Origin of the sequence: Serratia grimesii, assembly GCF_900186025.1 — a bacterium.
GTDB lineage: Bacteria > Pseudomonadota > Gammaproteobacteria > Enterobacterales > Enterobacteriaceae > Serratia > Serratia grimesii.
Window position 1 is genome coordinate 4,573,479 of record NZ_LT883155.1, and the last position, 26,758, is coordinate 4,600,236.

The following is a 26,758-nucleotide window of genomic DNA, read 5'->3' on the forward strand; positions in this document are numbered from 1 at the left end:
ACTCAATGAGTCTGGTTGAAACCTGCTACGGGCCTGTAGAACAAGACGTCATGGCGCGTGCCGGGAAAATCCGCCTGCTGATTTGTGATGTCGATGGCGTGCTGTCAGACGGCCTGATTTTTATGGGCAACAATGGCGAAGAGTTAAAGGCGTTCAACGTCCGTGACGGTTACGGCATCCGCTGCCTGAAAACCTCAGATATCGACGTGGCGATCATCACCGGCCGCTCCGCCAAGCTACTGGAGGACCGAGCTAACACCCTCGGTATCACTCACCTTTATCAGGGGCAATCCGATAAGCTTTTGGCCTTCCGTGAACTGTTGGATACACTGTCGCTCACGGCAGATCAGGTGGCCTATATTGGCGACGATCTGATCGACTGGCCGGTGATGGCGCAAGTGGGCCTGGCCGTTGCAGTCGCAGATGCACATCCGTTGCTGCTACCACGCGCCCATTACGTTACCCGCATTGCCGGCGGCCGGGGCGCGGTGCGCGAGCTGTGTGACATTATTCTTTTGGCTCAGAACAAGCTGGAGGACGCCAAAGGGCTGTCGATATGAGTAAAACCAAACTTTGGATCACCCTCTTGCTGGCGGTGATCGCATTGGCGCTGATTGGCTGGAACATGGCTGACTTCAATAATGACTCGGTCCCAGGGCCGGTCAACAGCCAGGACCCAACTTACCAGAGCCAGCACACGGTCACCATAGTGTACAATCCGACCGGCAAGCTGAGTTACAAGCTGGTGGCGGAAGACGTGAAGTACTATGAGGCCGACGAATTAAGCTGGTTTACCCAGCCAGTGATGACGCTGTTTGATGAAAACGCGGTGGCCACCTGGTCAGTTCGCGCCGATCGCGCCAAACTGACTAAAGACCGGATGCTGTATCTTTACGGCCATGTCGAGGTGAACAGCCTGACCACCACCTCACAGCTGGAAAAAATTAAAACAGACAATGCTCAGGTGAACCTGGTGACCCAAGATGTGGCTTCGGATGACGAAGTGACACTCTACGGGACGAACTTCACCTCTAACGGCATGAAAATGCGTGGGAACCTGCGGGCCAAAACCGCTGAGCTGATTGATAAGGTTAAGACCAACTATGAAATTCAGAACCAACAAACGAAGCCGTAATCTGTTGATCGGCAGCTTGATTTTGGCCGCCAGTGCACCCGCTTGGGCGCTGAAGTCCGACTCCAGTCAACCAGTGAGCATTGACTCACTGAAACAGTCTCTGGACATGCAGAGCAACGTCAGCACCTTTACCGATAACGTGGTGATCAAGCAAGGCACTATCGATATCAAAGCCGACAAGGTCGTGGTGACCAGGCCGGGCGGCGACCAGAACAAAACCTATATTGAAGCCTTTGGTAACCCAGTTACTTTTTACCAGATGCAAGACAGCGGCAAGCCGGTTAAAGGCCATGCCCAAAAGGTCCGTTACGATGTCGCATCGCAGTTAGTGACCCTGACCGGGAATGCCTATCTGGAACAGCTCGACAGCAACGTAAAAGGCGATCGCATCACCTACCTGGTGCAACAGCAGCAAATGCAGGCGTTTAGCGATAAAGGCAAACGCGTGACTACGGTTCTGGTACCGTCGCAGTTGCAAGACAAAAACGGGCAAAAGAAGAGTAACTAATCACTTATGGCTACACTCATCGCAGAAAACTTGGCGAAAGCCTACAAGGGCCGCAAAGTTGTTGAAGACGTCAGTCTGAACGTGAAATCCGGCGAAATCGTCGGCCTTTTGGGGCCAAACGGCGCCGGTAAGACCACCACCTTCTACATGGTGGTCGGTATCGTCCAGCGTGACGCCGGGCGTATCGTGATTGACGAAGAAGATATCAGCCTGTTGCCACTTCATGCGCGCGCACGTCGTGGTATCGGCTATCTGCCGCAAGAAGCGTCAATCTTCCGCCGCCTGAGCGTGTATGACAACCTGATGGCCGTTCTGGAGATCCGTGACGATCTCAGTAGTGAACAGCGAGCAGACCGTGCGGTAGAGCTGATGGAAGAGTTCCATATCTCCCATCTACGCGACAACCTGGGCCAGGCGCTGTCCGGTGGCGAACGCCGCCGCGTGGAGATCGCCCGAGCACTGGCGGCCAACCCGAAATTCATCCTGCTGGATGAACCGTTCGCCGGGGTCGACCCCATTTCCGTTATCGACATTAAAAAAATTATCGAGCACTTGCGTGACAGCGGCCTGGGCGTGCTGATCACCGACCACAACGTGCGCGAAACGCTGGACGTATGTGAACGCGCCTATATCGTCAGCCAGGGCAAACTGATTGCTCACGGCACGCCGGATGCTATTCTGGCCGATGAGCAGGTGAAACGCGTTTATCTGGGCGAAGAATTCCGCCTCTGAGTTCCAGCACGTCCTGATGGGCGACGCTTAACGGAAGTAGACAGAAGATTATGAAGCAAGGTTTGCAACTCAGGTTTAGTCAACAATTGGCTATGACCCCCCAACTCCAGCAGGCGATTCGCCTGTTGCAGTTGTCCACGCTTGAGCTCCAGCAGGAGATACAGCTGGCGTTAGAGAGCAACCCATTGCTTGAACAGACCGACCTGCACGAAGAAATCGATACCAAAGAAACCATCGAAACCGAAGGTTTGGACACCCGCGAAGCGCTGGAACAGAAAGACATGCCAGAAGAGCTGCCGCTGGACGCCACTTGGGACGAAATCTACACGGCGGGCACCCCCTCTGGCACCCGCACTGATTACAGTGATGATGAGCTGCCGGTTTATCAGGGTGAAACCACCCAGACCCTGCAAGACTATCTGATGTGGCAGGTAGATCTCACACCGTTTTCCGATACGGATGCCGCCATCGCCACCTCAATCGTCGACGCTGTCGATGACACCGGTTATCTCACCGTGCCACTGGAAGACATTCTGGAGAGCATCGGTGACGAAAATGTGACAATGGACGAAGTCGAAGCCGTGTTGAAACGCGTACAGCGTTTTGATCCGGTTGGCGTTGCCGCGCGCGATCTGCGCGACTGCTTGTTGGTTCAGCTTTCCCAATATGCCGAAGACACGCCATATCTGGCTGAAGCACGCCTGATCATCAGTGAACATCTGGACTTGCTGGCGAACCACGACTTTCGCAGCCTGATGCGATCAACGCGCTCAAAAGAAGATACACTGAAAGAAGCGATGCAGTTGATCCAGTCACTCGATCCACGTCCGGGCCAGTCGATCAATACCGGCGAGTCTGAGTATGTGATCCCAGACGTGCTGGTACGCAAGGTGCAAGATGTTTGGACGGTTGAGCTCAACAGCGACAGTATTCCACGGCTGAAGATCAACCAGCAATATGCCGCAATGGGCAACAGCGCGCGTAACGACAGTGACGGTCAGTACATCCGCAGCAATCTGCAGGAAGCCAAATGGCTGATCAAAAGTCTGGAAAGCCGAAACGACACCTTACTGAAAGTCTCACGCTGCATTGTCGAGCAGCAGCAGGCCTTCTTTGAGCAAGGTGCAGAATTTATGAAGCCCATGGTACTGGCAGATATCGCACAGGCCGTGGAGATGCATGAATCGACAATCTCACGTGTGACTACGCAGAAGTTTTTGCACAGTCCGCGCGGCATTTTCGAATTGAAATATTTCTTCTCAAGCCATGTGAATACCGACAGCGGGGGCGAAGCTTCCTCTACGGCGATCCGGGCAGTCGTGAAGAAAATGATCGCGGCGGAAAACCCCGCCAAACCGCTCAGCGACAGCAAGCTGGCCACCCTGCTCTCCGACCAGGGGATCATCGTGGCGCGGCGTACCGTCGCCAAGTACCGAGAGTCTTTGTCCATCCCGCCGTCCAACCAACGTAAACAGTTGGTTTGACCTCTATTGAGAAGGAAGACACTATGCAGCTCAACATTACCGGACACCACATCGAAATCACCGAACCATTGCGTGAGTTCGTGAACACTAAGTTCGCCAAACTCGAACAGTATTTTGACCGCATAAATCAGGTGTATGTCGTTCTTAGTGTGGAAAAAGTGCAACAGATCGCGGAAGCGACGGTGCACGTGAATGGAGGCGAGTTGCACGCCACCTCGGAAGACGAGAACATGTATGCTGCAATTGATACCCTGATCGACAAACTGGCACGTCAATTGAACAAACATAAAGACAAACTGAAGCAACACTGACATTCTGGGCCGTTTCCGTCAGCGGATTCGGCTCAAACGTATATTCGGCCATCGGCGCGTTACCTGTCTTTGTATGGGTACCGCGCCGATAAGCCAACAGGCGAAAAATCACCTCACAAGCCTGCTTGCTGGTGTGATTTTAAGTGAAGATGAGATGAACAACGAAACAATGCAATTAAGCTCGGTCTTAAACATCGAGTGCACCAGAAGCGCCGTCCATTGCACTAGCAAGAAACGCGCTTTGGAAATTATCAGCGAACTGGCCGCCAAGCAGCTAAACCTGTCACCACAGGTGGTGTTTGACGCGGTTCTCACCCGCGAGCGTATGGGCAGCACCGGTATCGGCAACGGTATCGCCATTCCCCATGGCAAACTGGAAGAGGACACATTGCGGGCTGTTGGCGTGTTTATCCGTCTCGACCAACCTATCGCCTTTGATGCCATTGATAATCAGCCGGTCGATCTGCTGTTTGCCTTACTGGTACCGGCCGACCAATGTAAAACCCATTTGCATACCCTGTCTCTGGTCGCGAAGCGCCTGGCCGACAAAACCGTATGCCGTCGCCTGCGCGCCGCGCAAAGTGACGAAGAGCTTTACCAAATCATCACCGAGTAACGCCCGGCTGGCGTGACTTCCAGCCCGGATAACGATACTGTTTAGCCATGATGGATTCCGGTTCAGGCCGGAATAATAAAGTTTCTAACGGTGGCGATAGACGCCACTGAGATGCCAGGGGAGTTTCCACATGGTGCTGATGATTGTCAGCGGCCGTTCCGGTTCAGGGAAATCCGTCGCCTTACGGGCGTTGGAAGACATGGGTTTTTACTGCGTTGATAACCTGCCCGTGGTACTGCTGCCGCAGCTTGCCAATACGCTGGCGGAACGCAACAGCTCCGCGGCGGTAAGCATCGACGTACGTAACATGCCGGAATCGCCGGAAGTGTTTGAATATGCGATGACTCAACTGCCGGACAGCTTCTCACCGCAGTTGCTGTTCCTCGACGCCGATCGCAATACGCTGATTCGCCGCTACAGTGATACACGCCGTCTGCATCCGCTCTCCAGCAAGAACCTGTCACTGGAAAGCGCTATCGATGAAGAAAGTGATCTGCTCGAACCATTGCGTTCCAGAGCCGACCTGATCATCGACACCTCAGAAATGTCAGTGCATGAGCTGGCTGAAATGCTGCGTACCCGCCTGTTGGGCAAACGCGAGCGCGAGCTGACCATGGTGTTTGAATCCTTCGGCTTTAAACACGGTATCCCAATCGACGCCGATTACGTGTTCGACGTACGCTTCTTGCCGAACCCACACTGGGATCCCAAACTGCGCCCAATGACCGGTCTGGATAAGCCCGTCGCTTCATTCCTCGATCGCCACACTGAAGTGCACAACTTCATCTACCAGACTCGCAGTTATCTGGAGCAGTGGCTACCGATGCTGGAAACCAACAATCGTAGCTACCTGACGGTTGCCATTGGCTGTACCGGCGGTAAGCACCGTTCGGTGTATGTGGCAGAGCAGTTGGCCGACTACTTCCGCTCACGCGGCAAGAACGTGCAATCACGCCATCGTACGTTGGAAAAACGCAAACAATGACGGTCAAGCAAACAGTTGAAATCAAAAATAAACTTGGCATGCATGCGCGCCCAGCGATGAAGCTGTTCGAGTTGGTGCAGAGTTTTGACGCCGAGGTTATGCTGCGTAACGACAGCGGCACAGAAGCCGAGGCCAGCAGCGTGATTGCGCTGCTGATGTTGGACTCTGCACAAGGCCGTCACATCGAAGTTGAAGCCACCGGCCCGGATGAAGTTAAAGCGCTGGCTGCCGTGATTGAGTTGATTAATTCCGGCTTTGACGAAGACTAAAAGACAAGGTGCGCCACCTGCTGCGCACCTGCTTCAAAACATATCACTCCTGCCGCTAGATCCGACTCAAACAGTCTAACGCCACTGCCTTAAAACTATCAAAATTGTCACTGCCCAGCAGACGACTCATCGATCGTTCACGCACGAAGGTAACGAACAGATCATAGATCGCCATCGCTTCTTCATAGTCACTTTTGCTGATTGCCAGCAAGAAGATCACGTGAGCAATCTCGCCGTCGCCCCAGACGACGCCCTGTGGCGCCAGCAACGTCACCACCACGGTTTTTTTCGCCAGCAAGCCTAGTGAGTGCGGCAGGGCAATGCCTTCGCCCAACATCGTGGAAACAATGGTTTCGCGCTCCACTACCGACGGATAAAAATCATCGCCGACATAGCCTTCACGCTCAAGCTGGCTACAGACTTTCTGGAACAATTGCGCCTGGGTCAGCGGTTCGTTCACCACCATGAAGTGATCAGCATCGAAGAACTTTTCCAACATGTAAGGTTTGGTTCGATCCACCAGGACCAACTTGCCGAGCTGCTCGAGCTGATATTCAGTCGGGAACGGTGACATCACAACAACAGGCTTGTTCTTTTCGCTGACCCGCGCGTTAGAAATAACAAAATCTTCGTCAATGTGGTTGAGCACCTCGTAATCACGTAGCGAAACGATCCGCGTCATTACCAGTTGCGGGTACTTACGTGCGATCTGTGCCTGGATCATCCGCACCGTCGAGTTGCCGGTGTCACATACCAACATCACCTGCGGGTGCCGCTCATAGCCAATGTTGTAATGCCGTTCCAGACCAACCCCAATGTGCAGCACCAGGTACCCAATCTCGTTCTCGCTCAGGGTATAAGGCGTGTATTTCCCCCAGCTAGACACTGCTGCCAATGTCACATCATAGGCCATCGGGTAATGCTGCTTGATATTCGCCAGCAGTGGATTGGGGATATTAATCTGGTATTTCACCCGGGTAATCATGGTCTTGATATGGGTGAGCAGATCGGCTCGCAGCTGTGTGTCGCCCTGCAGATTGTAGTTATAGTGCGCGTTGATGTACGACAGAATGTAATCCACCAGCGCTTCTTCATCGTCAGCATTGATCTCCGTCGGCTGCACCTCTTGAACCCGGCGCGCAGCAATATTCACCCGCAAGTAGGCCTCTTCCGCCATTGATATATCTTTCCCGCTGGCTTTACGCAGCTCACTTGCCAACCAGGTAGAGACCTTGCGCACAGCATCATCACCATCCTCAACGTCAAAGTCCGGCAACGGATAACCGTCGGTAATGCGTCGCAGCGCCACTGCACAGTAGAAAATTAGATACTGCTCACCTTCGTCCGTCAGACGAATGGCATATTGCGACAGCAACGGATGCAGTAAACCGGCAAAGGTCGTCACCTGCGGTTGCCGCAGGATCTCATTGTTGAGCAGTGGATTTTCGGCATCGGCCAAATGCAACTGGAATAACAGATCGGTCAGACAGGCGCGGATCGCCATCTCCGAACCGAACAACTTCATGCCATAGCGCGGTTTGGTTTCAATGGTTAACTGGTAGTGCGCCAGGCGCTCTCTCACCTCAGCCATGTCGTTTTGCAGCGTACCGCGGCTGACAAACCATTCATCGGCTAAATCTTCAAGCTTTAGAGAAAAAGCTGAGGTCAAAAAACGAATCAGCAGATAGTGCACCCGCTCCTGTGCACTGCGTGGAGTCGCATGCTTTTTGCGTTCTTGATGCTGTAAGGCGCTGAACAGTACGGCGTCATCTATCTGTAAGTGATAGCCCGCACCACGGTTATGCACAAAGTGGGCTCCATATTTTTCCAGAATGTCGTTCAGTGCAGTGATATCGGCACGCACGGTCCGGGTGGACACAGCGAAACGCTTCGCCAACTCGTCTTGTGGCAAAGTCTCAGACTGTAAAGCATCAAACAGATAGGCCAAACGCGGGTAGGGAAATCGCACCATTCTCTTTCCGTCAATTAAAGTGCCCGCCTGAGGAGTCAGACGGGCAGCGGGTTACTTCGCGAGCGGCAAGAACACCATTTGCGATGGGCTGCCTACCGGCGTATAGCCTTCAACAAAGCTGAGCTTGCCACTGGCTTTATCTACACTGAAGCGGGTAACGTTATCGCTGCGTTGGTTCATCGCATACAGATAGTGACCGTCCGGGCTCAGCGTCAATGACCGTGGGTAATCACCACGCGTCCAGATTTCAGCCACCGCGTGCAGCTCGCCGTCAGGGCCAACACTGAACTGTCCAATGCTGTTGTGCAGCCGGTTAGCAACATACAGATTTTTGCCGTCTTCGCTCAGGGCCAGGCCTGCAGCAAAGTTAGTGCCCTTATAATCAGCGGGCAGTGAAGACACAACATGCTGCTGTTTCAGAGTACCTTTTTGGTTATCAAAACGGTAGCTGGTCAGCGTCGAGGCTTCTTCATTCACCAACAGCAACGTTTTGCCGTCCGGGTGGAACACAAAGTGACGTGGACCTGCGCCGGCAGACGATGCCGCGATCCACTGTGGATCATTCGGCGTCAGTTGACCGCTGGCATCATCAAAGCGCCATTGATAGATACGATCCAGCCCCAGATCGGTTGAAAACACATACTTACCGCTCGGATCGCTGGCGATCATATGTGCATGCGGACCATTGTGGTCGCTGATCGCAAAACTGCCTTCCACCGCGCCTTCCGGCTTGCCGGTACCGGCTGGCCCTTGCTGTTGCTGCACTGAGCTGGCGTTACCCAGCTTGCCATCACTCTCAATCGGGAATACCGCCACGGTACCGCTGACGTAGTTCGCTACCAGGAGATGGCGGCCGTTAGGCGTCGGAGAAAGATATACCGGCCCCGCGCCTTGGGAATCGACCTGATTAAGCTGCGTCAGCCCACCATCAACCGGGTTGATATGGTAAGCAATAATGCCGCCGTGTTTAGTGCCATTAAAGTCCGCCACTTCACTGGCGACATACAGCGTCTGGCCTTTGGCATCTACGGTAAGCTGTGCTGGATTACTCTGTTTACTGACCAGCGTTCTGGCGCTCAACACACCGCTGGCCGAATCAACCTGCACGCGGTAAACGCCTTCACCGTTGGGATTGTAAGTACCGATATAAGCAAAATGAGATGACGTAGATTTCATTGCATCCTCAGCATGCAGCACCGGGCTGGCCATCGCCAGTAGCGCCAGGGTTAACGCGGTGCGTAGGGGTGGAGACTGCCAGTTTCGCATAGTTATCCTTATGATAGATAGCGGCGCGGCGTGCCCGCGCCTGCGGATACAGAACCTGTCGCCTCCCTGCCTTACGTCATCCGATAATGCGTTTACCCGACCAGCTTTTTGGTGATTGCCAGCAGGGTTTTAACGTCCTGTGGGCGAGTGTTGCCGGTGGCGGAATCAATGATTGAGCTGTAGATATGTGGGATCACTCGTTTCACACCGGCAGCCAATGCGATCTCAACGATCGGCTCGAAGTTTTCAAGATCGATACCGCCGGTCGGCTCCAGCATAAAGTCATGCTCAGCACAGGCCTGGGCCACATACTGATATTCCTCTTTGCATGCCAGCCCACCCATTGGGAAATACTTGATCGAGCTGCCACCCATATCTTTTAACAGGGCAATGGCGGTTTCCACCGGCACGATACCGTCCGGCGCAGAAGCACTCAGTGGACCAGTAGAGATCTTCACCCAGCCGACGCGACCAGTAGGTGACACCAGGCCATTGACCACGCTGTCATTTTGGCCCAGCAGCGCGCGGCTGGCACCGACACCGGTAAACACTTGGTTTACGTGTTGTGGCTGCACCCGTTGAGAAATCAGGCTGACCATCGCCGATTGTTTCGGATCGCCCGCGCCCAACCCTACCGACAGCGCATTCTCAATCAGCCGCGCATAGCGCTGCATGTCAGCCACCGCGCTGTCGACATCTGGATAGTTCTTAGACAGAACGCCCACCAGCACATGCCCTTCCGCCGCCGCATAAATGTCCTGCGCATTGTCTTTTGAACCGGCCAATACGTTGAGGCATACGCGATCGCGATAGTAGTTAGGTTGCAGCTTCATGCTTGTTTCTCCGTAAACAGATTTTTAATACAGGTGAAGACAGTCATCAGTTGTTGCTGGTCAACACTGCGCACATCCACTTCAATCTTGCCTTCGTTAGCCTTATAGCCACGGAAGTAGATAGCGATATCGCCGGTTTTCAGCGCCTGTACGATGTCGTAGGTCGAACGCCCAAGCACCGCTTCGTCAAAGGTGATTTCCGCCCGCGCGATATCGCGACCGGCGCTGTCCCAAACGGTTTTGGCGCTGATGCCGGTCAACGTATTGAGGCTATCGATAAACGGCGTCATTCTTTCAACCATTTGCTGACCGGTGGTTTTTTCCAGCGTCAAATAGCTCTCTATCGCCTGAGTCAGACCTAGAATGCCCTCTTTGCCGACCTTCATCGCTCGGCCGATGCCGCCAGATTGCAGCTTCACCCATTCAACATACTGTTTTTTACCGATCACCAGACCGCTGGTTGGGCCTTCGATGGCTTTGGCGCCGCTGTAAACCACCAGGTCGGCTCCCATTTGGTAGTAACACAGCAGATCTTCTTCCGCGGCGGCATCAACAATAAGCGGCAGGTTATGTTTACGTGCCACCACGACCGCCTGCTCAACAGAAAGAATGCTTTTCTGCACACAGTGGTGTGATTTGATGTAGAGAATAGCCGCAGTCTGAGGCGTGATGCAGGCTTCAAGCTGTTCAGCAGAACATTCATTAGCGTAGCCCGCCTCCACAACCTTACCGCCGCCCAGCGCCACCATGGTGTCAACCGGTGCACCAAAGTTAACGTTATGACCACGTGGCAGCACAATCTCACGTGGAACGGTAATAGGTGCTGAGTGCAAGTTCACCAACAGGTTGGCATTGTCTTTCACAATCAATGCCGCCACCGATTGGGCGATGCCTGCCGAAGCGCAGGAAACGATCACCGCAGCTTCAACATTCAGCAGGTTGGCAATATAGGCACCAGTCTTATCAACCAGATCTTTGATTTCAAAATAGTGATTCAGGCCATAGTCAACGGCGTCAATGACATCCTGGCGCGGCGTAGATACACCGAGCATAGTCATGCGACCGGAAGTATTAATGACCTGTTTTAAATTATATTTTTCATAGATTGAAGACATGAGCGGCTTTCCCTTCATCGGTTAATAGGATTTCACCGGCCACGACGGCAGCAAGTGGAACCAGCAACTGTTGTCCAGCAACTGATTGCCCTTCTGAATCAGCGAACACCTGTGGCCCTTGGTGGAGTTCAAACAGGGTGAAATCAGCGTCATAGCCTGGTGCGAGGCGACCTTTATTGTTCAGACGCAGCGCCGAGGCAGCATTCTCCGTTACGCAGGCAATCACCTGCGGGAGAGACAGGCCGACACTGAAGAATTTGGACATCACTGTCGCCAGACTGTGTACTGGCCCGGTCATACGGTTGCGACAGTAAATATCGGAACTGATGGTATGCGGCAAAATACCCAGTGCTATCGCCTGCCGGGCGACCTCAAAGCTAAAGCTGGCAGTGCCGTGACCTACGTCGAGCAACACGCCACGCTTCAATGCACGCTGAATGGACTCACGCAGCGTACCGGCAGGCGTCAGAATGCGATTTGGTTTGCCGTTGTAGCAGTGGGTAATAATGTCGCCACGGGTCAGCAGATCGGCTATCTCGTCGAGATCCGGTGGGTTATTACCGATATGTACCATCAATGGTAATTGGTTATTTTCCTGCTGGATCTCTTTGGCAAGCACCAATGGCCGGGTGCCATTCTGGCCGACTACGCTACTGCTCATGCGTGCCTTTATACCGATGATAAAACCCGGATGTTTGCCGATCGCTTGGCTGACTTTTTGCTTATCGATATCGGCCAAGTCGGCCAACTCGTTTTGCCGCAACAAACCGATGCGTGAAATATTTAGAAAGGCGAAGACATTGGTTTTAGCATTGCGCGTCAGCGCATAAAACGCTTCGACGTCATCGGTACCGGTACTACCGGCGTCGATCACTGTCGTGACGCCACAGGCCGTGCCAACCAGGTCCGGTTCGTCATGGTAAATCGGCGAAGAAGGGTAACAATGCACATGAGAGTCGATCCAGCCGGCGCTCAAGAGACAGTTGCCCGCCAGATCCAGTTGCCGATGGGCGCAGACGTCGTCGGTTAACTGTCCAACCTCGGCAATCTTGCCGTCCTGAACTGCTATATCGACCAACTGGTCATCCACCAATCTGGCGCGTCTGATTACTAAGTCATACATACTGCATTACTCCTTTTCAAGCGGGGGAGCGGCGTGCCGCTCCCCAACAATCACAGTCGCATTTAAGCGATGGCGACCGGGAAAATGGCCCCTAACAACATCGCGCCGAGGATCGCCCCACCGGTGATTGGCTTGTTCCAGATATAGAACAACAGTGCGCCGAGCAGTGAACCTATACCAATAGGAATTGAAGCAGTCATTGCAGACAGGATGATCAATGGCCCCAGGAAACGCCCAGAGGAGTTACCTGCCCCCATCATCACATCAGCCCCGTAGGTAGAGTTGCTCTGGTTGATGGTAAATTTACGCGCCAGGATGATCAGGTAGCCAATCGCCAAACCAATCACCAAACCGGTTATCAGCGACGCAGCAAAGTTCGCCACCGGGAAGATGATCCCCGCCCCGAGCAACAGTGCAGGAACACCCAACCCAACACCGGTCTGGATCGCCCCTCCGATGTCCAGGATCCCCACCAGCGAGCCTTCGATGATGCGCGCAAACAGGAAGCTGGCACCGAATGCCGCTACAGCACCATAAACACCGGTATCCATCCCGGCACGCAGCATAGAAACAAAGGCGACTTCGTTAAATGCGCCGATGCCGTACAGGTAGTACATGTGCGTCCCGGCGAACACGCCGGACGAGAGTAGGCCAACAAAAATCGGGAATGACCAGTCGGCATACCAGAAGCCTTTTTGGGTTTGTTCTTCCATTTTCCAGCTCCTTATTTACCGCTCAGGGTATTGTGAATGGCGTCAAGCCAGCCCGGTACGCCGAGGCTGAAGGACTCGAGGACTTTCATGTCGAAGCCGCGGAAGAAGCCGCTCAGCACGAACAACAGCACGATCACCGCCATCATGATCTTGGTGATTTTGTTCCATCCGCTTTCTTCGACGCCTTTACCGATCAGGATGCCCAATACCAGACCCGGAACGGCATTGCCCATGATCAACTGCGCCAGACCGCCAAAGATGGTGCCCCAGAAGCCAGAACGACGCCCGGCGTCGATCGCCGCCAGCCAGAAGATCACCGGCATCACGGTATTCACCAGCAGGTTAGCTGCCGGCACCAGCACTTTAATCGCCGTGACTTGCAGTGCAGCAGGCACTGCGGAGGCGGTAGTATTGAGGAAAGCCACCACCAGCATGCCGATAATGCCGCAGGCGATAGCCATTTTTTTCGGGTCGTGCAGTGTTTGCGCCAGGTTGCGGTTTTTGACCATCAACGCTGCCGCACCCCAGTGTGGGATGATGCGGTGGTCAACGTCCTGCGTGAAGGCACCCGCCGCCACGGAAGACGCCCAGGCGTTGAAGAAGAAGCCCAGACCGAATGAAAAGTGGGAAGCCGGATCGCCCTCGCAGGAGTTCAGCTCGCCCAAGGTACGGAAAGCGCCCATGCCCTGAGTGGTTGGGGCATGGAACATGCGTGCGGCGCCAGCCCCTACGCCAACCCCCACCAGTCCGCCGATAATAAGCGACTTAAATAAGATGATTAAAAACATCAGTATACCCTTTGATTTATGCTAACGTTTTTATTTCGTGACGAAGACAACTTTTTCTGTATTGATGATTGTCACGTTCACGGTTATTTCCAGAGATACGGAATAATTCTTTCTTTCGCGCGGTAGAAAGAAGAATAGAAACTTTTCTTTTGTTATTTTCTCTTCCGCTCTTAATACGCTGACATCCTGCGGTTCAATACGCAGCAGAATATTACTGGTGGATTTTAATACCGCGCCCTGTACGTTGGCCAAGGCGGAAGCAAAAGCTTTCGCTTTGCTGTCGCCCTTACCCTCCACCTTTACCGACGTTGTATATTGTTCTTTCATTACGGATTGCCGTGTTTTTTAACGTAGGCTTCAACCAGTCTCTGACCCAGTTCTTCTTTATCCATAAAACCAAAACCTAACACCGTGCAACCTTCGTTAATTGCCGTCACGCCTTCATCAATGGAGCGCATACCGTATTTGGCTTTGTAACCGTATTTTGTTTGTGCAGTAATCGCGCCGGCACCGCCACTGCCACAGAAAGAGATTCCTAACTGTGCACCTTCCGCTTTCATCACATCGCCCAGCTTCATATCTGCCGCTACGCCAGGGATCACAATGGCTTTTCCACCTGCATTTTCAATGCCCTGACCCACTTTCTGACCTTTACCCAAACGATCGCCAATCACTACAGTAATCTGACCCATGGTATTTTCTCCTGATTAATTTAATTCGCTAACGGCTATTGGTTATTATCTTTTGCTACTTCGAAATGCACGGACAGCAAATAAGCCTCTTCGATCGGAAGAGTGGTAAACTGATCGACCACTCTTTCAGCCATTTGCATTGATTCCGCTGAAATCTCATCAAACAGTGACTTATCAACTTCCGGTAATGGCTCACCTGTTATTGAGCGCAATACCATGGCGCGAATATGAGATTCCAACATCTGTTGCTGTACCGCATTGGTATAAATACCGTCTTCATTCAGCATAGTGGTAATATCTGACAGTACCTGCTCAGTTATCGCCCCGGCCATGCTGACATCAGGCTGTTCATTCTTTTCTATCGCAGCAGATCCATCATTCACTTTTCAGTACCCCTAGATCCCAACATGATTCTGTCAATCTCACAGCGCATCACTTGAATAACCCGCCTTCTCTGATGTCTTTACCCTAACCCCAGGACGATTTTCTGTGTAGCGTGTTTTTTTCCAGTTGGAAGTGGAAATTCAGTGACCATCAGGGATCCATTTCGCAAAATAAGGATTTATTAGATAATTCAATTAAATTACAAAAAGATAACCCCACAAGCTGTTTCCAGTTAACCCGGCGGCGGTGAAAAGCTTCGTGATCGGGATCTCTTTCTTTTCCCCGCTTAACCGCCTACTATCGGTAAGACAATTCGACATCAACAACACCCCCGCTCCTCTGGCGCGGGGGTGTTGCTTTTGTGCTGTTTTTCCGAATTTATGGGCGCGTAACCCGTCGCCTTTTGATTTGACTGGAGAGTGGAATGACCAAGCCAACCATTACTATTAATGAGCTGGATGCGGAACGCCTGGATGCGCTATTGGAACAACCGGCCTTTGCCAACACCGACGTCGCCGCCGCGCTGAACATCGAACTGGATCGCGCCGAAATCCTGCCGCCGTCCCAGATCCCGGCCAACGTGGTGACCATGAACAGCCGCGTGCGTTTCCGCGATCTGCATACTGCAGAAGAACATGTGCGTACGCTGGTTTACCCGGCGTCGCTGAAAGATAGCCACGAGCAGCTTTCAGTGATGGCGCCGTTAGGCGCAGCGCTACTGGGCATGCACATTGGCAACCAGATTACCTGGCAGTTGCCGAACGGTGAAGAAGCGCGTATTGAAGTGCTGGAACTGTTGTACCAGCCGGAAGCGGCGGGTGAATATCACCGCTAAGCGGTTTTCAGGGCGGTGACCAACCGCCCTTTCTGCATTTATAAGCTGATGGCGACCAGTACGACGATCAACAACAGCACGTAAATTCTGGCATGCAGCCTGTCATTAACCTTCGGCAACCATTTTTTGGCGAACGCAATCCCCATAATACCTGCCGCTACAAGCAACCCCAGAATGGTCAGATTGACATAACCCAGATACTGCGGCCCAGTCATTTCCTTCCAGCCCAAAGCGACATACATCAGTGCACCAATGATAGCGACCGGGATCGACAGCGGATTGGCTGCGCTGACGCAATGTTTCATCTCATAACCATGTCGGCGTAATAAAGGCACGGTTAACACGCTCCCTCCCACGCCGAGCATCGTCGCAATCACCCCAATGAGCGGACCACCGACAAATAGCGTCACCTTAGACAAGGCCGCACGAGGCGGTTTGACCAAAAAACCCCGCCTGAACAGACAGTCCGCAATCGTCACCAGCATATAAATTACAAACAGTAGCCTAACCACACCGTCTTCCAGCAGGCTTGAGGCAAAAGCCCCCAATGCAGCGCCAATAGCGATAAAATAAACCAGCGGAACAATGGTTTCACGCAGCAAATTACCACTACGCCAGTTAGTGAAGGTGGCATAGCCCGCATTCAGGATCATCACCGCCGTTGAGGTTGCCACTGCAACATGCATCGCTTGACCTGACTGTTCACCCGAAGAGGCAACCAGATGATAAACAAAAGGTACCACCACGAAGCCGCCACCGAAGCCGAATAAAATGGTGGTAATGCCGGTAATAAAACCGGCACCAAGAATGACCAACATCTCAATCATGGCTATGCGCCCGAATGAAATCATCGAAACCAGCAGCGAATTGGCCCGCCAGTTCATGGAACTCATCACCCACAAACAGAGACAGATAATGGCGGCGAATTGCATCATGGTCGATCAGTTCAATCCCAAGCGCCTCGGCCTGCGCCAAAGAGTGTGCGTCCGGAAATCCCCAGTAACGGTAGTCGCCCTGTAGCTCAACGGTTATCGCTTCCCGCTCATCCGCCCGTATCAAATGGTGCGCTAAAAATGCCCCAGAGCGGCACCCCAGCAGTATCATGTTTTCCAAAAATGAAAGGTCATAGCGCAGTTCAGCCGACTGGCGGGCGATCACCGGACCTGCATCCCACTGCTCATCCATTTCATGCAGCGTCAATGCACAGTTTTTCTCGCCGTTGACCATAGCGCGAAACAGCGTCATGACACCGCGATAATGTGGCAAATCCCCCGGATGAAGATTCCACAGCAATTTACCGCGCTGGCTGAAAGCCCGCACATAATCTGCAGAGAATTTCTGATAACAACGCAATGAAATGACCGCATCCATATTGCCCAAACTGCTGATAAAAGTTGCATCATTAATATCAGCAATACGGTGGGCCTTTACTGCTGAGCCCGCCAGGAAAACCTGCGGAGCCTGATAAGCGCCCTGGCAAATATCAGCATGTCGGGTGACAAAGGGAAAAACAAAGTCATTCAGTACCTGGCGTTCATAGAGGCCAAGTTGCCGCACAGCCGGCTCTTGGAAACGGCGCGATGCTTTCACCAATGGAAAATAAACCGTAAAGGCACATTCCTTGTTTAAGGCGCTAATAACATCCTGACATGCCAGCCAGGAAAAAATATCGTTGCCAACAAATAGCGCTACGTTTTTCATACTATCGCCTTCTTTGTATTAAATATGCTGTTATTGAAAACTATTTTGCTGATATCTCGGGTAATGGATTCCATTGCCGAGGTATAAAAAAGATCACCTTTGGCAGGAGCGCCAAGAGAGTACAGGTTTTGTTCATTTCCCTGTTCATCTGGGACTTTAAGCGTGAGAGGGTTACATTTCACACCACCAAATATGTTTTCCTGCACCAGTCCACCTTGAAGCAGAGTGCCATTTAACCGGTTTGGCTTCATTTGGTATGAAGGGGCAGTACAATTAAGTAAATATTGAGTATGTACCGTCGCATTGTGGCAGAAAGCGTTGAACCCTTGATTATCCTTCTCAATATTTACCACGCCGCCAAAGGCGCGTAAGCGTTGGCACTCTAATCCGGTGATAATTTTATAAGCATTCTTTAATGGCATAGCGTGCCGATTGCGCATCCAGGAAGAGTTATAAAAGCGCATAAATACTTGTCGATTATTTTCATCCATTTTAACCCAGGCTTCACACACTGCCGGATGGATCGCGGCCAGGTAGCTACAGATATGCTCCCGGGCAAAACGTGCCCGGTCGAGGCTTTCAGCCAGGTCACGATAACAATCTCTACCAGCGCCCATAGAGGACAATACCGTCAGCCGCTCTGGCCCAGGATAGTATTGCTCCAGTGCCGCATTAATCATGTGAACTAACTGATGCGCATCGATATAGTTATGGTCGGCAACAAAGCGGGTCAATCGCTGCTTAAATTCTGGCGGCGGTGCACGCATCAGCGCAGGTTGTACACTGGGAAACAATCCGGAACGCGACAAAGCCGAAATATTACTCGCCCCCACCCGCTCAATCAGTTCAATAATGGCATCTATCGCCGTTAGGCTACAGCCAATCACGCCAATTGCTGAAGTAGGGTTGATAGCCGGAAGATCTCGATTCGCCTGATAAGAAATCACGCCATCAATGGGATACAGACTTTCCGCTTCATTATGCCCCGAGCACAGCACCAACGCATCCATCTGCTCTGCAATCCCACCAGCTGCGGTCAACAAATATCCCGCAGGATGCGGGCCGATTTCCTCAACTTCAGCGGTAATGAAATTCAGTGTAACGTTGCTGTCGGCCGCCATAAAGACCGACATATCACGGATAAAATCGAGATACTCTTTATAGAGCCAACGCGGTGGGTAACGGTCTTTAGTGTAGCGAGGAAAATGCATAGTGATCCAATCTGAAAAGTGCGCACGATCAAAAATATCTGCCGACATGTTCTCCGGCGTCATATTTAAAATATGACTATCGAAATCGCTGCTGTAAGCCATGCCACCGTTAAAACCTTGCTTGTCAAAAACCTTCAGCGAAAGATGTTTATTGCAATTATTAACAGACTTATTCTTAATGAAATTGTAAACAAAGGAAATGCCAGCCGCCCCACCACCAATCACACCGATCTTACACATGAAATATCACCTTATAGTCACAGCATTAAAAGAAGAACTATTGCTTCAGGTGTTGGAATAAAAAGACAACTTATTCCTTATTAACTTCTTGTATTGTGCAGACGAGATAACTCGTCCTGCCCCGGCGTTTAAAATAAGAGGGTTCATCAACAATAAAAATATCTCACTGCCAAGGCAGCGTTATTTCTCTTCCTTGATAGTAAAGTGATGGCGATTGGCTTGCTTTATATGAAAGGCCAACTATCATTGCATTTCGGCCAACATGCTCAACGATAGGGCTTATGCGCAACGTACGTATAGATGACCTCGACCACGTGCCAAGGCCAGTGATCGCCATCGGCACCGATTATCCATCAGGCCATCTGCTGCCCATGCACAGTCACCGCCGCGCCCAACTCCTGTATGGCGCGACCGGTGTGATGCACGTATTTACCCGCCAGGGGAATTGGATTGTGCCGCCGCAGCGGGCAGTGTGGTTGCCACCGCAAATGCCGCATGAGGTCAGAATGGTCGGTGTCACTACTCGGAGCCTATACATTGAGCCGACGGCTCTACTGCCCGCTCAACCGCAGGTTTGCCAAGTGGTTAGCGTGACGCCACTCATGCGCCAACTGTTGATGGCAGCCGTCGATATGCCTCTGGAATACGACCCACAGGGCCGGGATGGCGCGCTGGTTAGTCTGTTGTTACATGAGCTCGCTCATCTGCAGTCCTTGCCCCTGCATATCCCGCTGCCTGCTGACCCACGGTTGGGTGAACTGTGCCAACGATTCCTGCAACAACCTGACGCCCACGACTCACCGCAGGAGTGGGCCGCACGCCTGTACATGAGTATCCGTAGCTTCAGCCGCCTGTTCCGCACTCAAACCGGCATGTCATTTTCGCAATGGCGCCAACGAGCCTGCGTGGTATTGGCATTGGCCCGACTGGCCGAAGGTAGCAGCGTGACGCAGGTAGCTCTGGAATTGGGTTATGAAAGCAGCGCGGCGTTTGCAACCATGTTTCGACGCGTGCTGGGGCAAGCGCCGTCCTGCTATCTGACCTCAGAACGGCGCGAAAAGACTTAGCGGAATTTCTTATGATTGACGTCGCGGGTTTGCTTGAAGCCCTGAGCAACTTGCTTGGCTTCGGCCAGTTTGCCTTGATTAGCCAGCGCCAGCGATTGATCTATCTGGCCGATCAGCGTATCCAAACCGTGATGGAAATCTTTTATCTCCGGGCTGTTGGCCGCTTTATCTTCCATTTTTGGTGGCTTACTTTGCTTCGCATCTACGGCAGCGGCACGCATATTCTGCAAGCTTTGCTTCATTGTGTCCGTGGAGTCGGTGCTCAGCACCGTTTTGTAATTGCCCGATATGGTATCCATATCGTCGGCCAGATCGGCTGCGACAGCCAGTGAACTGGCACCCAGCAGCGTCAATGCCATAAGCGCTTTCAGTTTGTTCGACATGCTTGCTCACCTTCCAGTTATTGTTTTATTTGACCCAGCCTAACCATAGGCAAGGGAAGTGAAAACCGAAACCGAAGATTTGTAAGCAAGGTTAAAACGGGGGAAAGGGAAGTGATACGGCTGGCAACCGGAGCGGCCAGCCGTGGTAAACATTACTGACCGGCGATTTTCATGTCCGGCAACAACACAGAACCGCACTGGATGTTACTGCGGGTTTCGATATCGCTACCCACGCTGACGATGTTACGCAACATATCCTTCAGGTTACCCGCGATAGTGATCTCGCTGACCGGATATTGGATCTCGCCGTTTTCTACCCAGAAACCCGCCGCACCGCGCGAATAGTCGCCGGTAATGCCGCTGACCCCCTGGCCCATCAGTTCGGTAACCACCAAACCGGTGCCCAACTGCTTCAACATGCCGGCAAAGTCATTACCCTGCCCTTTGATCCGCCAATTGTGGATACCGCCCGCATGGCCGGTACTGTGCATACCCAGCTTACGCGCCGAATAGCTGGTCATCAGCCAGGTTTGCAACACGCCATCTTTGACAATGTCGCGGCGTTGGGTACGGACACCCTCGCTGTCGAACGGCGTAGAGGCCAGCCCTTTTAGCAAATGCGGGTGCTCTTCGATAGTCAGCCAGTCCGGCAGGATTTGTTTGCCCAAAGAATCCAACAGATAAGTGGATTTTCGGTAAACACTGCTCCCACTGATGGCACCGACCAAATGCCCGAACAACCCCGTTGCGACTTCAGAGGCAAACAATACCGGTGCGGTCATGGTTGACAGCTTACGCGGTGCCAGGCGTGACAGCGTGCGACGGGCACATTCCTGCCCGACCCATTCCGGGCTTTCCAGATCGCCCATCGCGCGGCCAATGGTGTAAGCGTAATCACGCTCCATATCACCATCCTGTTCCGCAATGACGCAGCTAGACAGTGAATGCCGGCTGGAACAGTAACTTTGCAACATGCCGTGGCTGTTGCCGAACACCTTGATACCATAGTGGCTGTTAAAACTGCCCCCTTCGGTATTGGTAATACGTTTGTCTGCGGCCAGTGACGCCTGTTCGGCTCGTGCAGCCAGTTCGATACCGCGCTCTGCGTCCAGTTCCTCTGGGTGGAACAGATCCAGATCCGGTGCGTCAAACGCCAGTAGATCTTTTTCTGCCGGGCCGGCGTTAGGATCCACCGAGGTATAACGGGCGATATCCAGTGCTGCCTGCACAGTACGCGCAATCGCATCCGGGCTGAGATCGGTAGAAGACGCACTGCCTTTACGCTGTTGGTGATAAACAGTAATGCCCAACGCACCATCGCTGTTGAACTCAACGTTCTCCACCTCGCCGAAGCGGGTGCTGACGCTGATACCGGTAGATTTGGTCACGGCAACTTCTGCCGCATCGGAGCCGGCGCGTGCCAGTTCCAAAGCCTGTGAAACGGCCTGTTCCAGCGCCTTGCGCTGTTCTGCAACTTGAGTGACTACTTTCATCAATCTGCCATACTTAATCAGAAAATCGTTGAGAAAAGTGCCGTGGCGGCGTGGTTGCGCGTGGAGTCACGCGCAAAAATCATGTGATTTATACTTTTGAGTCTAACAGGAACCGCGTGGAATTTCGCATAAAGCCAGCAACCTGTTAGGATTAGCCTCTTTTTAACGGAGCCTACCATGAACAAACAGCCTGAAGACTGGCTCGACGATGTCCCGGAGAACATTGACGAGGAAGATGACGAGATTATCTGGGTCAGTAAAAGTGAAATTAAACGTGATGCCGAAGCGCTGAAAGATCTGGGCGTCGAACTGGTCGAGCTGGGTAAAAACGCCCTGGACCGCATCCCGCTGGACGAAGATTTACGCACCGCGATTGAACTGGCGCAGAAGATCAAAAAAGAAGGCCGCCGCCGTCAGCTGCAACTGATTGGCAAAATGCTGCGTGCCCGCGATGTAGAGCCGATCCAAACCGCGCTCGACAAACTTAAGAACCGCCATAACCAACAGGTTTCGCTGTTCCATAAGCTGGAAGTGCTGCGCGACCGCCTGGTAGAAGAAGGCGATGATGCGATCCCGCCTATTCTGGCGCTGTATCCAGATGCCGATCGTCAGCAGCTGCGCTCACTGGTGCGTAACGCACAGAAAGAGAAAGCCGCTAACAAGCCGCCGAAAGCTTACCGTCAAATCTTCCAGTACCTGCGTGATCTGGCCGAGACCGCCGAATGATCGCCGCCGTCACCACGGGATGAACCCAGTTCATCCCCGGTGATGTGCAGGTTCACCGCTGCTTTCACGAATATTGAAACGCAGGCTACCTTCCAACTCTTCTTCCGCCTCTTCAAACAGAAGAATAATTGCGCCAAAACGACGTTTGCTGCGGGCGTTGAGATGGGTAAACTCAATCTCAACCGGCAAGCCGATGTCCGCGGTTACCACGTCCCACAGTGCATCCAGATTGGCGCCAAACGCCTCATCCAGCGCAAACTTATGTGCAAAGTCGCGGTAGAACGCCGGCAAATCGTTAATCTGATTAAAATCGAACTCTACTTTTGCCATCAAGCTCACTCCACCCGAATGAAGTTTTTATAATGGTCACGCGTGACAAAAATCAGGCCGTCGCTGGAATACAGCAAGCGATCGGCACCGCGCCGGCCGCATTGATAATTGATATCCGCTTCGCGCCATACTCGGCTGCGGGCGGTAGGCAGTTGCCCTTCACGGTTTGAGAAACGGTCACCGCCAATGGCCTTGCCCGGCAGCACCGAACACAAATTCCCGTTACGTGCATCCCACCCCTGTTCACGCGCCTGCTTCTTGGTGATGTAATAGTCCGGCAGCCGCTGATGCTGCTGCAGGTAACTCACCACCCTTTTCTGCTGCGTCAGTTGGTCAATACTCTGACCTTCAGCCACCGCCGGCACGTTGGCAATCACCCTATCGGTACCGCGCAGTGCGTTAAAACCGGCTATCACAACGGCGATAACTATCGCCACGAGGATCCGCTTATTCATTGCTGTCCCTGAATTATGGCAGACAGGGGTGCATCAGCACCCATGCTAGTTGGATTTATAGATGAAAAGGATGAAGCAGAGATGACTGTCATATAACGTTTTCACTTCAGGGGAAACCGCACCCAACAACTTGCATCACCCATTCATGCTAATCATGCCATTTTGCAGCGCGTCTGGCACTCAGTGCAACTCCGAAACAGGGTCATCTTTGGCAAGTATAGCCCCGGGAGGGGCATTTGGCGTGTCAGTCGATCAACGCATGGCGGTAACGATGCAACATGTCCGCCAGGCGTTTTACCGGCCCAGTGACGCTGAGTGGCGCATGATAATCCACCAGTTTTTGCTGATAGTCATTCATTTCACCCAACAGTCGATCGTAATAGTACGCGCGCTTCACATCGTTTTTAGCCGAAACAACATGGTCTGCGGTATTGCGGATCTGCTTATGGAATGCTGAAAGCTCCTCGCTGGCCGGTATCTCCGCTCGCTGCATACGCTGGTGGGCGATGATCAGGTTTAGCGCCAGGCGGTACTTCGCGATATCGTTCGGGAACATCATCAGCAGTTGATTCAGTTGCTGATACAGTGCTGGCAGATGATTTTGCCGACGACGCGACGCCTTGGTGGTCAACGCCGATACTGCACTGCTGACAAACTGGTTCAGCAGCGTACGCCCCGTACGTTCACGTGAGTTATCGCGGATCAGTAATAGCACCATCAAGCCTACGCAGCTACCAAGGAACTGACCGAGCGCCCCGTCGAGGAACTGAGTCACGTTGAACTCCATCGGGTTACTCAGCACCAGAATGTTGATGGTCCCGGCCAACAGGCCGAGTGAGCCCAACCGCCGTTTCTGCACTTCGATACCGATGAAGAAGGCCAGCAGACCCAGACTGAGGCACAGCAGTAAAATACTTTGCTGGGTCGCCGGCAGGATCACCATAAAGTACAGTGAGCCGACCGGGATCGCCGCCAGCATACCCAGGATAAAGTCCATCGCCACCATGCGCGGTGCCGGGGTGCGCATTGCCAGCGAGGTGATCACCGCAATAATCACCATAAAACCACTGCCGGAGGTCCAGCCAGTCCATAACCACAATAAGCTACCAAACGCCGTTGCGACAAAGGTACGCAGGCCGTTAATCATTGCGTGGTGTCTTTCCGCCGAGGTCGGTTTAACCACGACCTCACTGCTTAACACCCCTTCTTCCACCACACTAATGCTGCTGTTGGTATGCACACCTTTGGCCAGCAGCAGGTAACGAGAGGCTGCGCCCACCCAACTGGTGATGGTTACTAAAGTCTCGTCGGTACGATTGGTGGTCAGCACTTGCCGCAATAACTTCATGCGTTTATGGATTTCCTGCGGCGTTTCCGCAGGTACCATCAATAACTCGCGAACGTTTTCTTTCAGCGCATCCGGGTGGTTCAACAAGATTAAATAGGTCTCACAGGCCTGGGTAATCAGTGTCAGCGAAAGCGTATGCAGCGCCAGAATGCGGCGATTCGCCTTTTGCCAGCGTGATGACTCCATCATCAGGTTGCTGCGCATACCGTTCAGCGCTGTGGTGCTTTTCACCAAGTTGCTCCAGGCGCGGTCGATGTCTTCTTTCTCGGCATTGCTGATGCACATCTGCATCAACAGGTACTGATCCACCAGCAGTTTATCCACCGCCCGGTCAATATCCTGTTTGATTGAACGCGGCGAGAACAGCAAGTCTGCCAACACGGCGCTGACGATCCCCAGCACGATCTCGCTGCAGCGCTCTATGGCGAACTGCGGCGCTTCCAGCAGATGCGCTTCGCTGCTGGCAACGGTGACAATAATGATTAGCGCGGTATAACCCGCCAGGCCCCAGGCATAGGAGTTTTCAACTTTAACCAGAGAGGAAAGCCAGGTACAGAAGCCAGCCCAGATGCAGCACAGCAGCAACATCACTACCGGCGCACGCGCCGTAGTGACGATAATCGCTATGCCGACAAAGCAGCCGATGAATGTGCCGATAATACGCAGCCAACCGCGATGGCGAATAGCACCGGAAAAAGGCTCGCCGCCCGCCGCAAAGGCCGTACCGGCGGCCACGATGGCGGCGGTCATCGCCGACCAGCGTGGGGTTTCCAGATTGAGATGGAAGCCGACGAACAGCGCAAACACCACCGCAAAACTGAGCTTGAAGGCAAATCTCAGCCGGATAAAGGTTGGGTTATTCATTAACCGAACTCACGCAGCCGATGCATCAAACGCACAAAAGGTGAGCCGCTATCGACAGCGCGATCATTCTTACCGGTGATCACCACCGTGGCGGTGGTCCCGGCCGGATAAGGGTGTAACTGGTCTTTATCGTCCAACAGAATTTTCACTGGCACGCGCTGTGCCAAACGCACCCATTCCAGATTACTGTCGATTGACGCCAGCCCTTTACTGTTCACGGTGCTGCTACTGTTGTTAACGGCAGCGGCCACGCTATCCACGGTGCCGTGCATAATACGGTCACTGCCCAACGGAGTGATCTCTGCACGATCGCCTTTATTCAGGCCATTGAGCTTGGTTTCTTCCAGATAGGCCAGAATGTAGAAGCTGTTTTTCTTCACCAGTGCCACAGCCACTGAACCACGTGTAATGTATTCGCCAGCGTGTACGTTCAGGTTGGTGATCCAGCCGTCAGCGGGTGCACGTACCGTGGTGCGTTCCAGATCCAGCTGCGCCAGTTCGCGCGTCGCTACGGCCTTCGCTAACTGATGTTCGACCGTCTGCAGTACGTTATTCGCCTGATCGATCTCTTCTTGCGACATCGCCTGCACACCTAAGCGTACGCGGCGGCCGGCTTCACGCCTTTTTTCCGCTGCCAGCGTCTGGTAATAGGCAACATCGGCGCTGGCTTCCGCCAATGCCTGTTGATAACGCGGCTGATCGATAACCAACAGTACCTGCCCTTTCTTCACCAATTGGTTATCCACTAACGGCACGTCAGTCAGCAGACCGGTGACGTCCGGGGCTATCGCCACTACGTCAGCGGTAAACTTGGCGTCTCGTGTCCAGGGGGATTCGGTGTAGAACACCCAAGCTTTGAATATGGCGATTATCCCCAGCAGGACCAGAATCAGTGTGATCGCGATTCGGGCTATTTTTATTGAAAAATTTTTCACAGCGACCTCAAACGAAAAAACATGAAATCAGATAGAACAAACAGCAATACAGCGCGGTATTAAACAACGCTGGATGCCAGACAAAATCGTAAATCCCAGTGGGCTGCAGCAGACGGCGCAGCAAAAAAAACAGCGCCAGCGAAACCAGCAACTCAAAAAAGACCGGGGGAAACGACAGTCCGAAAATGACCATAACCGGAAGCAAACTCATCAATTTTTCCTTATCACTCACTGCACCGGGCGT

At 52.9% G+C, this 26,758-nt stretch carries 32 protein-coding genes; 12 read left to right on the top strand and 20 right to left on the bottom strand.

Annotated features, from left to right (window positions below; translation table 11 throughout):
* Positions 1-5: 5 nt before the first annotated feature.
* The 9 genes from kdsC (at position 6) to npr (ending at position 6,040) form a co-directional block, all read left to right on the top strand.
* Positions 6-560 (top strand): 3-deoxy-manno-octulosonate-8-phosphatase KdsC, encoded by a 555-nt coding sequence (gene kdsC / locus SGBXF1_RS21350; RefSeq protein WP_037416326.1) that lies wholly within the window; start codon positions 6-8, stop codon positions 558-560.
* Positions 557-1,135: an LPS export ABC transporter periplasmic protein LptC gene (lptC, locus tag SGBXF1_RS21355; RefSeq protein ID WP_037416323.1), complete on the top strand. Its 579-nt coding sequence runs from the start codon at positions 557-559 to the stop codon at positions 1,133-1,135. The genes kdsC and lptC overlap by 4 nt, the downstream gene beginning before the upstream one ends.
* A complete protein-coding gene (gene lptA, locus SGBXF1_RS21360) occupies positions 1,104-1,643 on the top strand; it encodes a lipopolysaccharide ABC transporter substrate-binding protein LptA (RefSeq protein WP_037416318.1) in 540 nt (179 codons plus the stop codon). Before lptC ends, lptA begins: the two co-directional genes overlap by 32 nt.
* A gap of 6 nt (positions 1,644-1,649) precedes the next feature.
* Complete coding sequence (gene lptB, locus SGBXF1_RS21365) at positions 1,650-2,375, top strand: LPS export ABC transporter ATP-binding protein (RefSeq protein ID WP_037416315.1); 726 nt, start codon at positions 1,650-1,652, stop codon at positions 2,373-2,375.
* 50 nt (positions 2,376-2,425) lie between these two features.
* The gene (rpoN, locus tag SGBXF1_RS21370) at positions 2,426-3,859 is read left to right on the top strand and encodes an RNA polymerase factor sigma-54 (protein WP_037416312.1); all 1,434 of its coding nucleotides are present in this window, start codon (positions 2,426-2,428) and stop codon (positions 3,857-3,859) included.
* A gap of 23 nt (positions 3,860-3,882) precedes the next feature.
* Positions 3,883-4,170 (top strand): ribosome hibernation promoting factor, encoded by a 288-nt coding sequence (gene hpf / locus SGBXF1_RS21375; RefSeq protein WP_004948547.1) that lies wholly within the window; start codon positions 3,883-3,885, stop codon positions 4,168-4,170.
* A 154-nt stretch (positions 4,171-4,324) separates the two neighbouring features.
* The gene (gene ptsN, locus SGBXF1_RS21380; protein ID WP_172479792.1) at positions 4,325-4,786 is read left to right on the top strand and encodes a PTS IIA-like nitrogen regulatory protein PtsN; all 462 of its coding nucleotides are present in this window, start codon (positions 4,325-4,327) and stop codon (positions 4,784-4,786) included.
* 130 nt (positions 4,787-4,916) lie between these two features.
* Complete coding sequence (rapZ, locus tag SGBXF1_RS21385; RefSeq protein ID WP_012147065.1) at positions 4,917-5,771, top strand: RNase adapter RapZ; 855 nt, start codon at positions 4,917-4,919, stop codon at positions 5,769-5,771.
* Complete coding sequence (gene npr / locus SGBXF1_RS21390; RefSeq protein ID WP_020831874.1) at positions 5,768-6,040, top strand: PTS phosphocarrier protein NPr; 273 nt, start codon at positions 5,768-5,770, stop codon at positions 6,038-6,040. The genes rapZ and npr overlap by 4 nt, the downstream gene beginning before the upstream one ends.
* A gap of 55 nt (positions 6,041-6,095) precedes the next feature.
* Here the strand turns inward: npr and SGBXF1_RS21395 are convergent, their stop codons facing one another.
* From SGBXF1_RS21395 to SGBXF1_RS21440, 10 genes are all read right to left on the bottom strand, one after another.
* Positions 6,096-8,012: a BglG family transcription antiterminator gene (locus SGBXF1_RS21395; protein WP_130382133.1), complete on the bottom strand. Its 1,917-nt coding sequence runs from the start codon at positions 8,010-8,012 to the stop codon at positions 6,096-6,098.
* A gap of 51 nt (positions 8,013-8,063) precedes the next feature.
* A complete protein-coding gene (locus SGBXF1_RS21400; RefSeq protein WP_186427515.1) occupies positions 8,064-9,278 on the bottom strand; it encodes a lactonase family protein in 1,215 nt (404 codons plus the stop codon).
* Positions 9,279-9,370: 92 nt separating this feature from the next.
* On the bottom strand, positions 9,371-10,111 hold the full coding sequence (gene dagF, locus SGBXF1_RS21405) for a 2-dehydro-3-deoxy-phosphogluconate aldolase (protein WP_186427516.1): 741 nt from the start codon (positions 10,109-10,111) through the stop codon (positions 9,371-9,373).
* Entirely contained in the window at positions 10,108-11,226 is a 1,119-nt protein-coding gene (locus SGBXF1_RS21410; RefSeq protein ID WP_037416304.1) for a DgaE family pyridoxal phosphate-dependent ammonia lyase, read from the bottom strand. The genes dagF and SGBXF1_RS21410 overlap by 4 nt, the downstream gene beginning before the upstream one ends.
* Positions 11,210-12,349, bottom strand: coding sequence for an amidohydrolase/deacetylase family metallohydrolase (locus SGBXF1_RS21415; protein ID WP_037416301.1), 1,140 nt, complete (start codon positions 12,347-12,349; stop codon positions 11,210-11,212). Before SGBXF1_RS21415 ends, SGBXF1_RS21410 begins: the two co-directional genes overlap by 17 nt.
* Positions 12,350-12,411: 62 nt before the next feature.
* Entirely contained in the window at positions 12,412-13,062 is a 651-nt protein-coding gene (locus tag SGBXF1_RS21420) for a DUF4310 family protein (RefSeq protein ID WP_037416299.1), read from the bottom strand.
* An 11-nt stretch (positions 13,063-13,073) separates the two neighbouring features.
* Positions 13,074-13,850 carry a DUF4311 domain-containing protein gene (locus SGBXF1_RS21425; RefSeq protein ID WP_012147073.1) on the bottom strand — a complete coding sequence of 259 codons (777 nt, stop codon included), beginning with the start codon at positions 13,848-13,850 and terminating at the stop codon, positions 13,074-13,076.
* A 30-nt stretch (positions 13,851-13,880) separates the two neighbouring features.
* Entirely contained in the window at positions 13,881-14,177 is a 297-nt protein-coding gene (locus tag SGBXF1_RS21430) for a DUF4312 family protein (protein ID WP_061807823.1), read from the bottom strand.
* Complete coding sequence (locus tag SGBXF1_RS21435) at positions 14,177-14,542, bottom strand: glycine-rich SFCGS family protein (protein ID WP_012147075.1); 366 nt, start codon at positions 14,540-14,542, stop codon at positions 14,177-14,179. Before SGBXF1_RS21435 ends, SGBXF1_RS21430 begins: the two co-directional genes overlap by 1 nt.
* Before the next feature lie 35 nt (positions 14,543-14,577).
* Positions 14,578-14,925, bottom strand: coding sequence for a glycine dehydrogenase (locus SGBXF1_RS21440; RefSeq protein WP_061807822.1), 348 nt, complete (start codon positions 14,923-14,925; stop codon positions 14,578-14,580).
* Between the two features lie 425 nt (positions 14,926-15,350).
* On the opposite strand from SGBXF1_RS21440, the gene rnk reads away from it, so the two are divergent.
* Positions 15,351-15,761: a nucleoside diphosphate kinase regulator gene (rnk, locus tag SGBXF1_RS21445; protein WP_020831894.1), complete on the top strand. Its 411-nt coding sequence runs from the start codon at positions 15,351-15,353 to the stop codon at positions 15,759-15,761.
* 38 nt (positions 15,762-15,799) lie between these two features.
* Here rnk and SGBXF1_RS21450 read toward each other — a convergent pair whose 3' ends face one another.
* The 3 genes from SGBXF1_RS21450 to SGBXF1_RS21460 are packed head-to-tail and all read right to left on the bottom strand — an operon-like array spanning position 15,800 to position 18,913.
* Positions 15,800-16,588, bottom strand: a complete 789-nt coding sequence (locus tag SGBXF1_RS21450; RefSeq protein WP_037416286.1) for a sulfite exporter TauE/SafE family protein — start codon at positions 16,586-16,588, stop codon at positions 15,800-15,802.
* Positions 16,581-17,462 (bottom strand): formyltransferase family protein, encoded by an 882-nt coding sequence (locus SGBXF1_RS21455; RefSeq protein ID WP_037416283.1) that lies wholly within the window; start codon positions 17,460-17,462, stop codon positions 16,581-16,583. Before SGBXF1_RS21455 ends, SGBXF1_RS21450 begins: the two co-directional genes overlap by 8 nt.
* Complete coding sequence (locus tag SGBXF1_RS21460; RefSeq protein WP_186427517.1) at positions 17,459-18,913, bottom strand: FAD/NAD(P)-binding protein; 1,455 nt, start codon at positions 18,911-18,913, stop codon at positions 17,459-17,461. Before SGBXF1_RS21460 ends, SGBXF1_RS21455 begins: the two co-directional genes overlap by 4 nt.
* Positions 18,914-19,194: 281 nt before the next feature.
* Here SGBXF1_RS21460 and SGBXF1_RS21465 point away from each other — a divergent pair, with 281 nt between their 5' ends.
* Positions 19,195-19,980 (top strand): AraC family transcriptional regulator, encoded by a 786-nt coding sequence (locus SGBXF1_RS21465; protein ID WP_037416277.1) that lies wholly within the window; start codon positions 19,195-19,197, stop codon positions 19,978-19,980.
* On the opposite strand, the gene cybC is transcribed toward SGBXF1_RS21465, so the two are convergent.
* Both cybC and pmbA read right to left on the bottom strand, forming a co-directional pair.
* The gene (gene cybC, locus SGBXF1_RS21470) at positions 19,977-20,363 is read right to left on the bottom strand and encodes a cytochrome b562 (RefSeq protein WP_037416274.1); all 387 of its coding nucleotides are present in this window, start codon (positions 20,361-20,363) and stop codon (positions 19,977-19,979) included. The genes SGBXF1_RS21465 and cybC overlap by 4 nt on opposite strands.
* Before the next feature lie 152 nt (positions 20,364-20,515).
* Positions 20,516-21,856, bottom strand: a complete 1,341-nt coding sequence (gene pmbA, locus SGBXF1_RS21475) for a metalloprotease PmbA (RefSeq protein WP_037416271.1) — start codon at positions 21,854-21,856, stop codon at positions 20,516-20,518.
* 177 nt (positions 21,857-22,033) lie between these two features.
* On the opposite strand from pmbA, the gene yjgA reads away from it, so the two are divergent.
* Positions 22,034-22,582 carry a ribosome biogenesis factor YjgA gene (gene yjgA, locus SGBXF1_RS21480; protein WP_037416268.1) on the top strand — a complete coding sequence of 183 codons (549 nt, stop codon included), beginning with the start codon at positions 22,034-22,036 and terminating at the stop codon, positions 22,580-22,582.
* Between the two features lie 30 nt (positions 22,583-22,612).
* Here the strand turns inward: yjgA and SGBXF1_RS21485 are convergent, their stop codons facing one another.
* The 5 genes from SGBXF1_RS21485 to aaeX form a co-directional block, all read right to left on the bottom strand.
* Positions 22,613-22,912, bottom strand: coding sequence for a barstar family protein (locus tag SGBXF1_RS21485; protein ID WP_037416266.1), 300 nt, complete (start codon positions 22,910-22,912; stop codon positions 22,613-22,615).
* Positions 22,913-22,917: 5 nt separating this feature from the next.
* A complete protein-coding gene (locus tag SGBXF1_RS21490) occupies positions 22,918-23,367 on the bottom strand; it encodes a ribonuclease (protein WP_130382151.1) in 450 nt (149 codons plus the stop codon).
* A gap of 244 nt (positions 23,368-23,611) precedes the next feature.
* Positions 23,612-25,579 carry a p-hydroxybenzoic acid efflux pump subunit AaeB gene (gene aaeB / locus SGBXF1_RS21495; protein WP_037416263.1) on the bottom strand — a complete coding sequence of 656 codons (1,968 nt, stop codon included), beginning with the start codon at positions 25,577-25,579 and terminating at the stop codon, positions 23,612-23,614.
* Positions 25,579-26,514, bottom strand: a complete 936-nt coding sequence (gene aaeA / locus SGBXF1_RS21500) for a p-hydroxybenzoic acid efflux pump subunit AaeA (protein ID WP_186427518.1) — start codon at positions 26,512-26,514, stop codon at positions 25,579-25,581. The genes aaeB and aaeA overlap by 1 nt, the downstream gene beginning before the upstream one ends.
* Positions 26,515-26,521: 7 nt before the next feature.
* The gene (gene aaeX / locus SGBXF1_RS21505) at positions 26,522-26,725 is read right to left on the bottom strand and encodes a p-hydroxybenzoic acid efflux pump operon protein AaeX (RefSeq protein WP_037416257.1); all 204 of its coding nucleotides are present in this window, start codon (positions 26,723-26,725) and stop codon (positions 26,522-26,524) included.
* Positions 26,726-26,758: the final 33 nt, after the last annotated feature.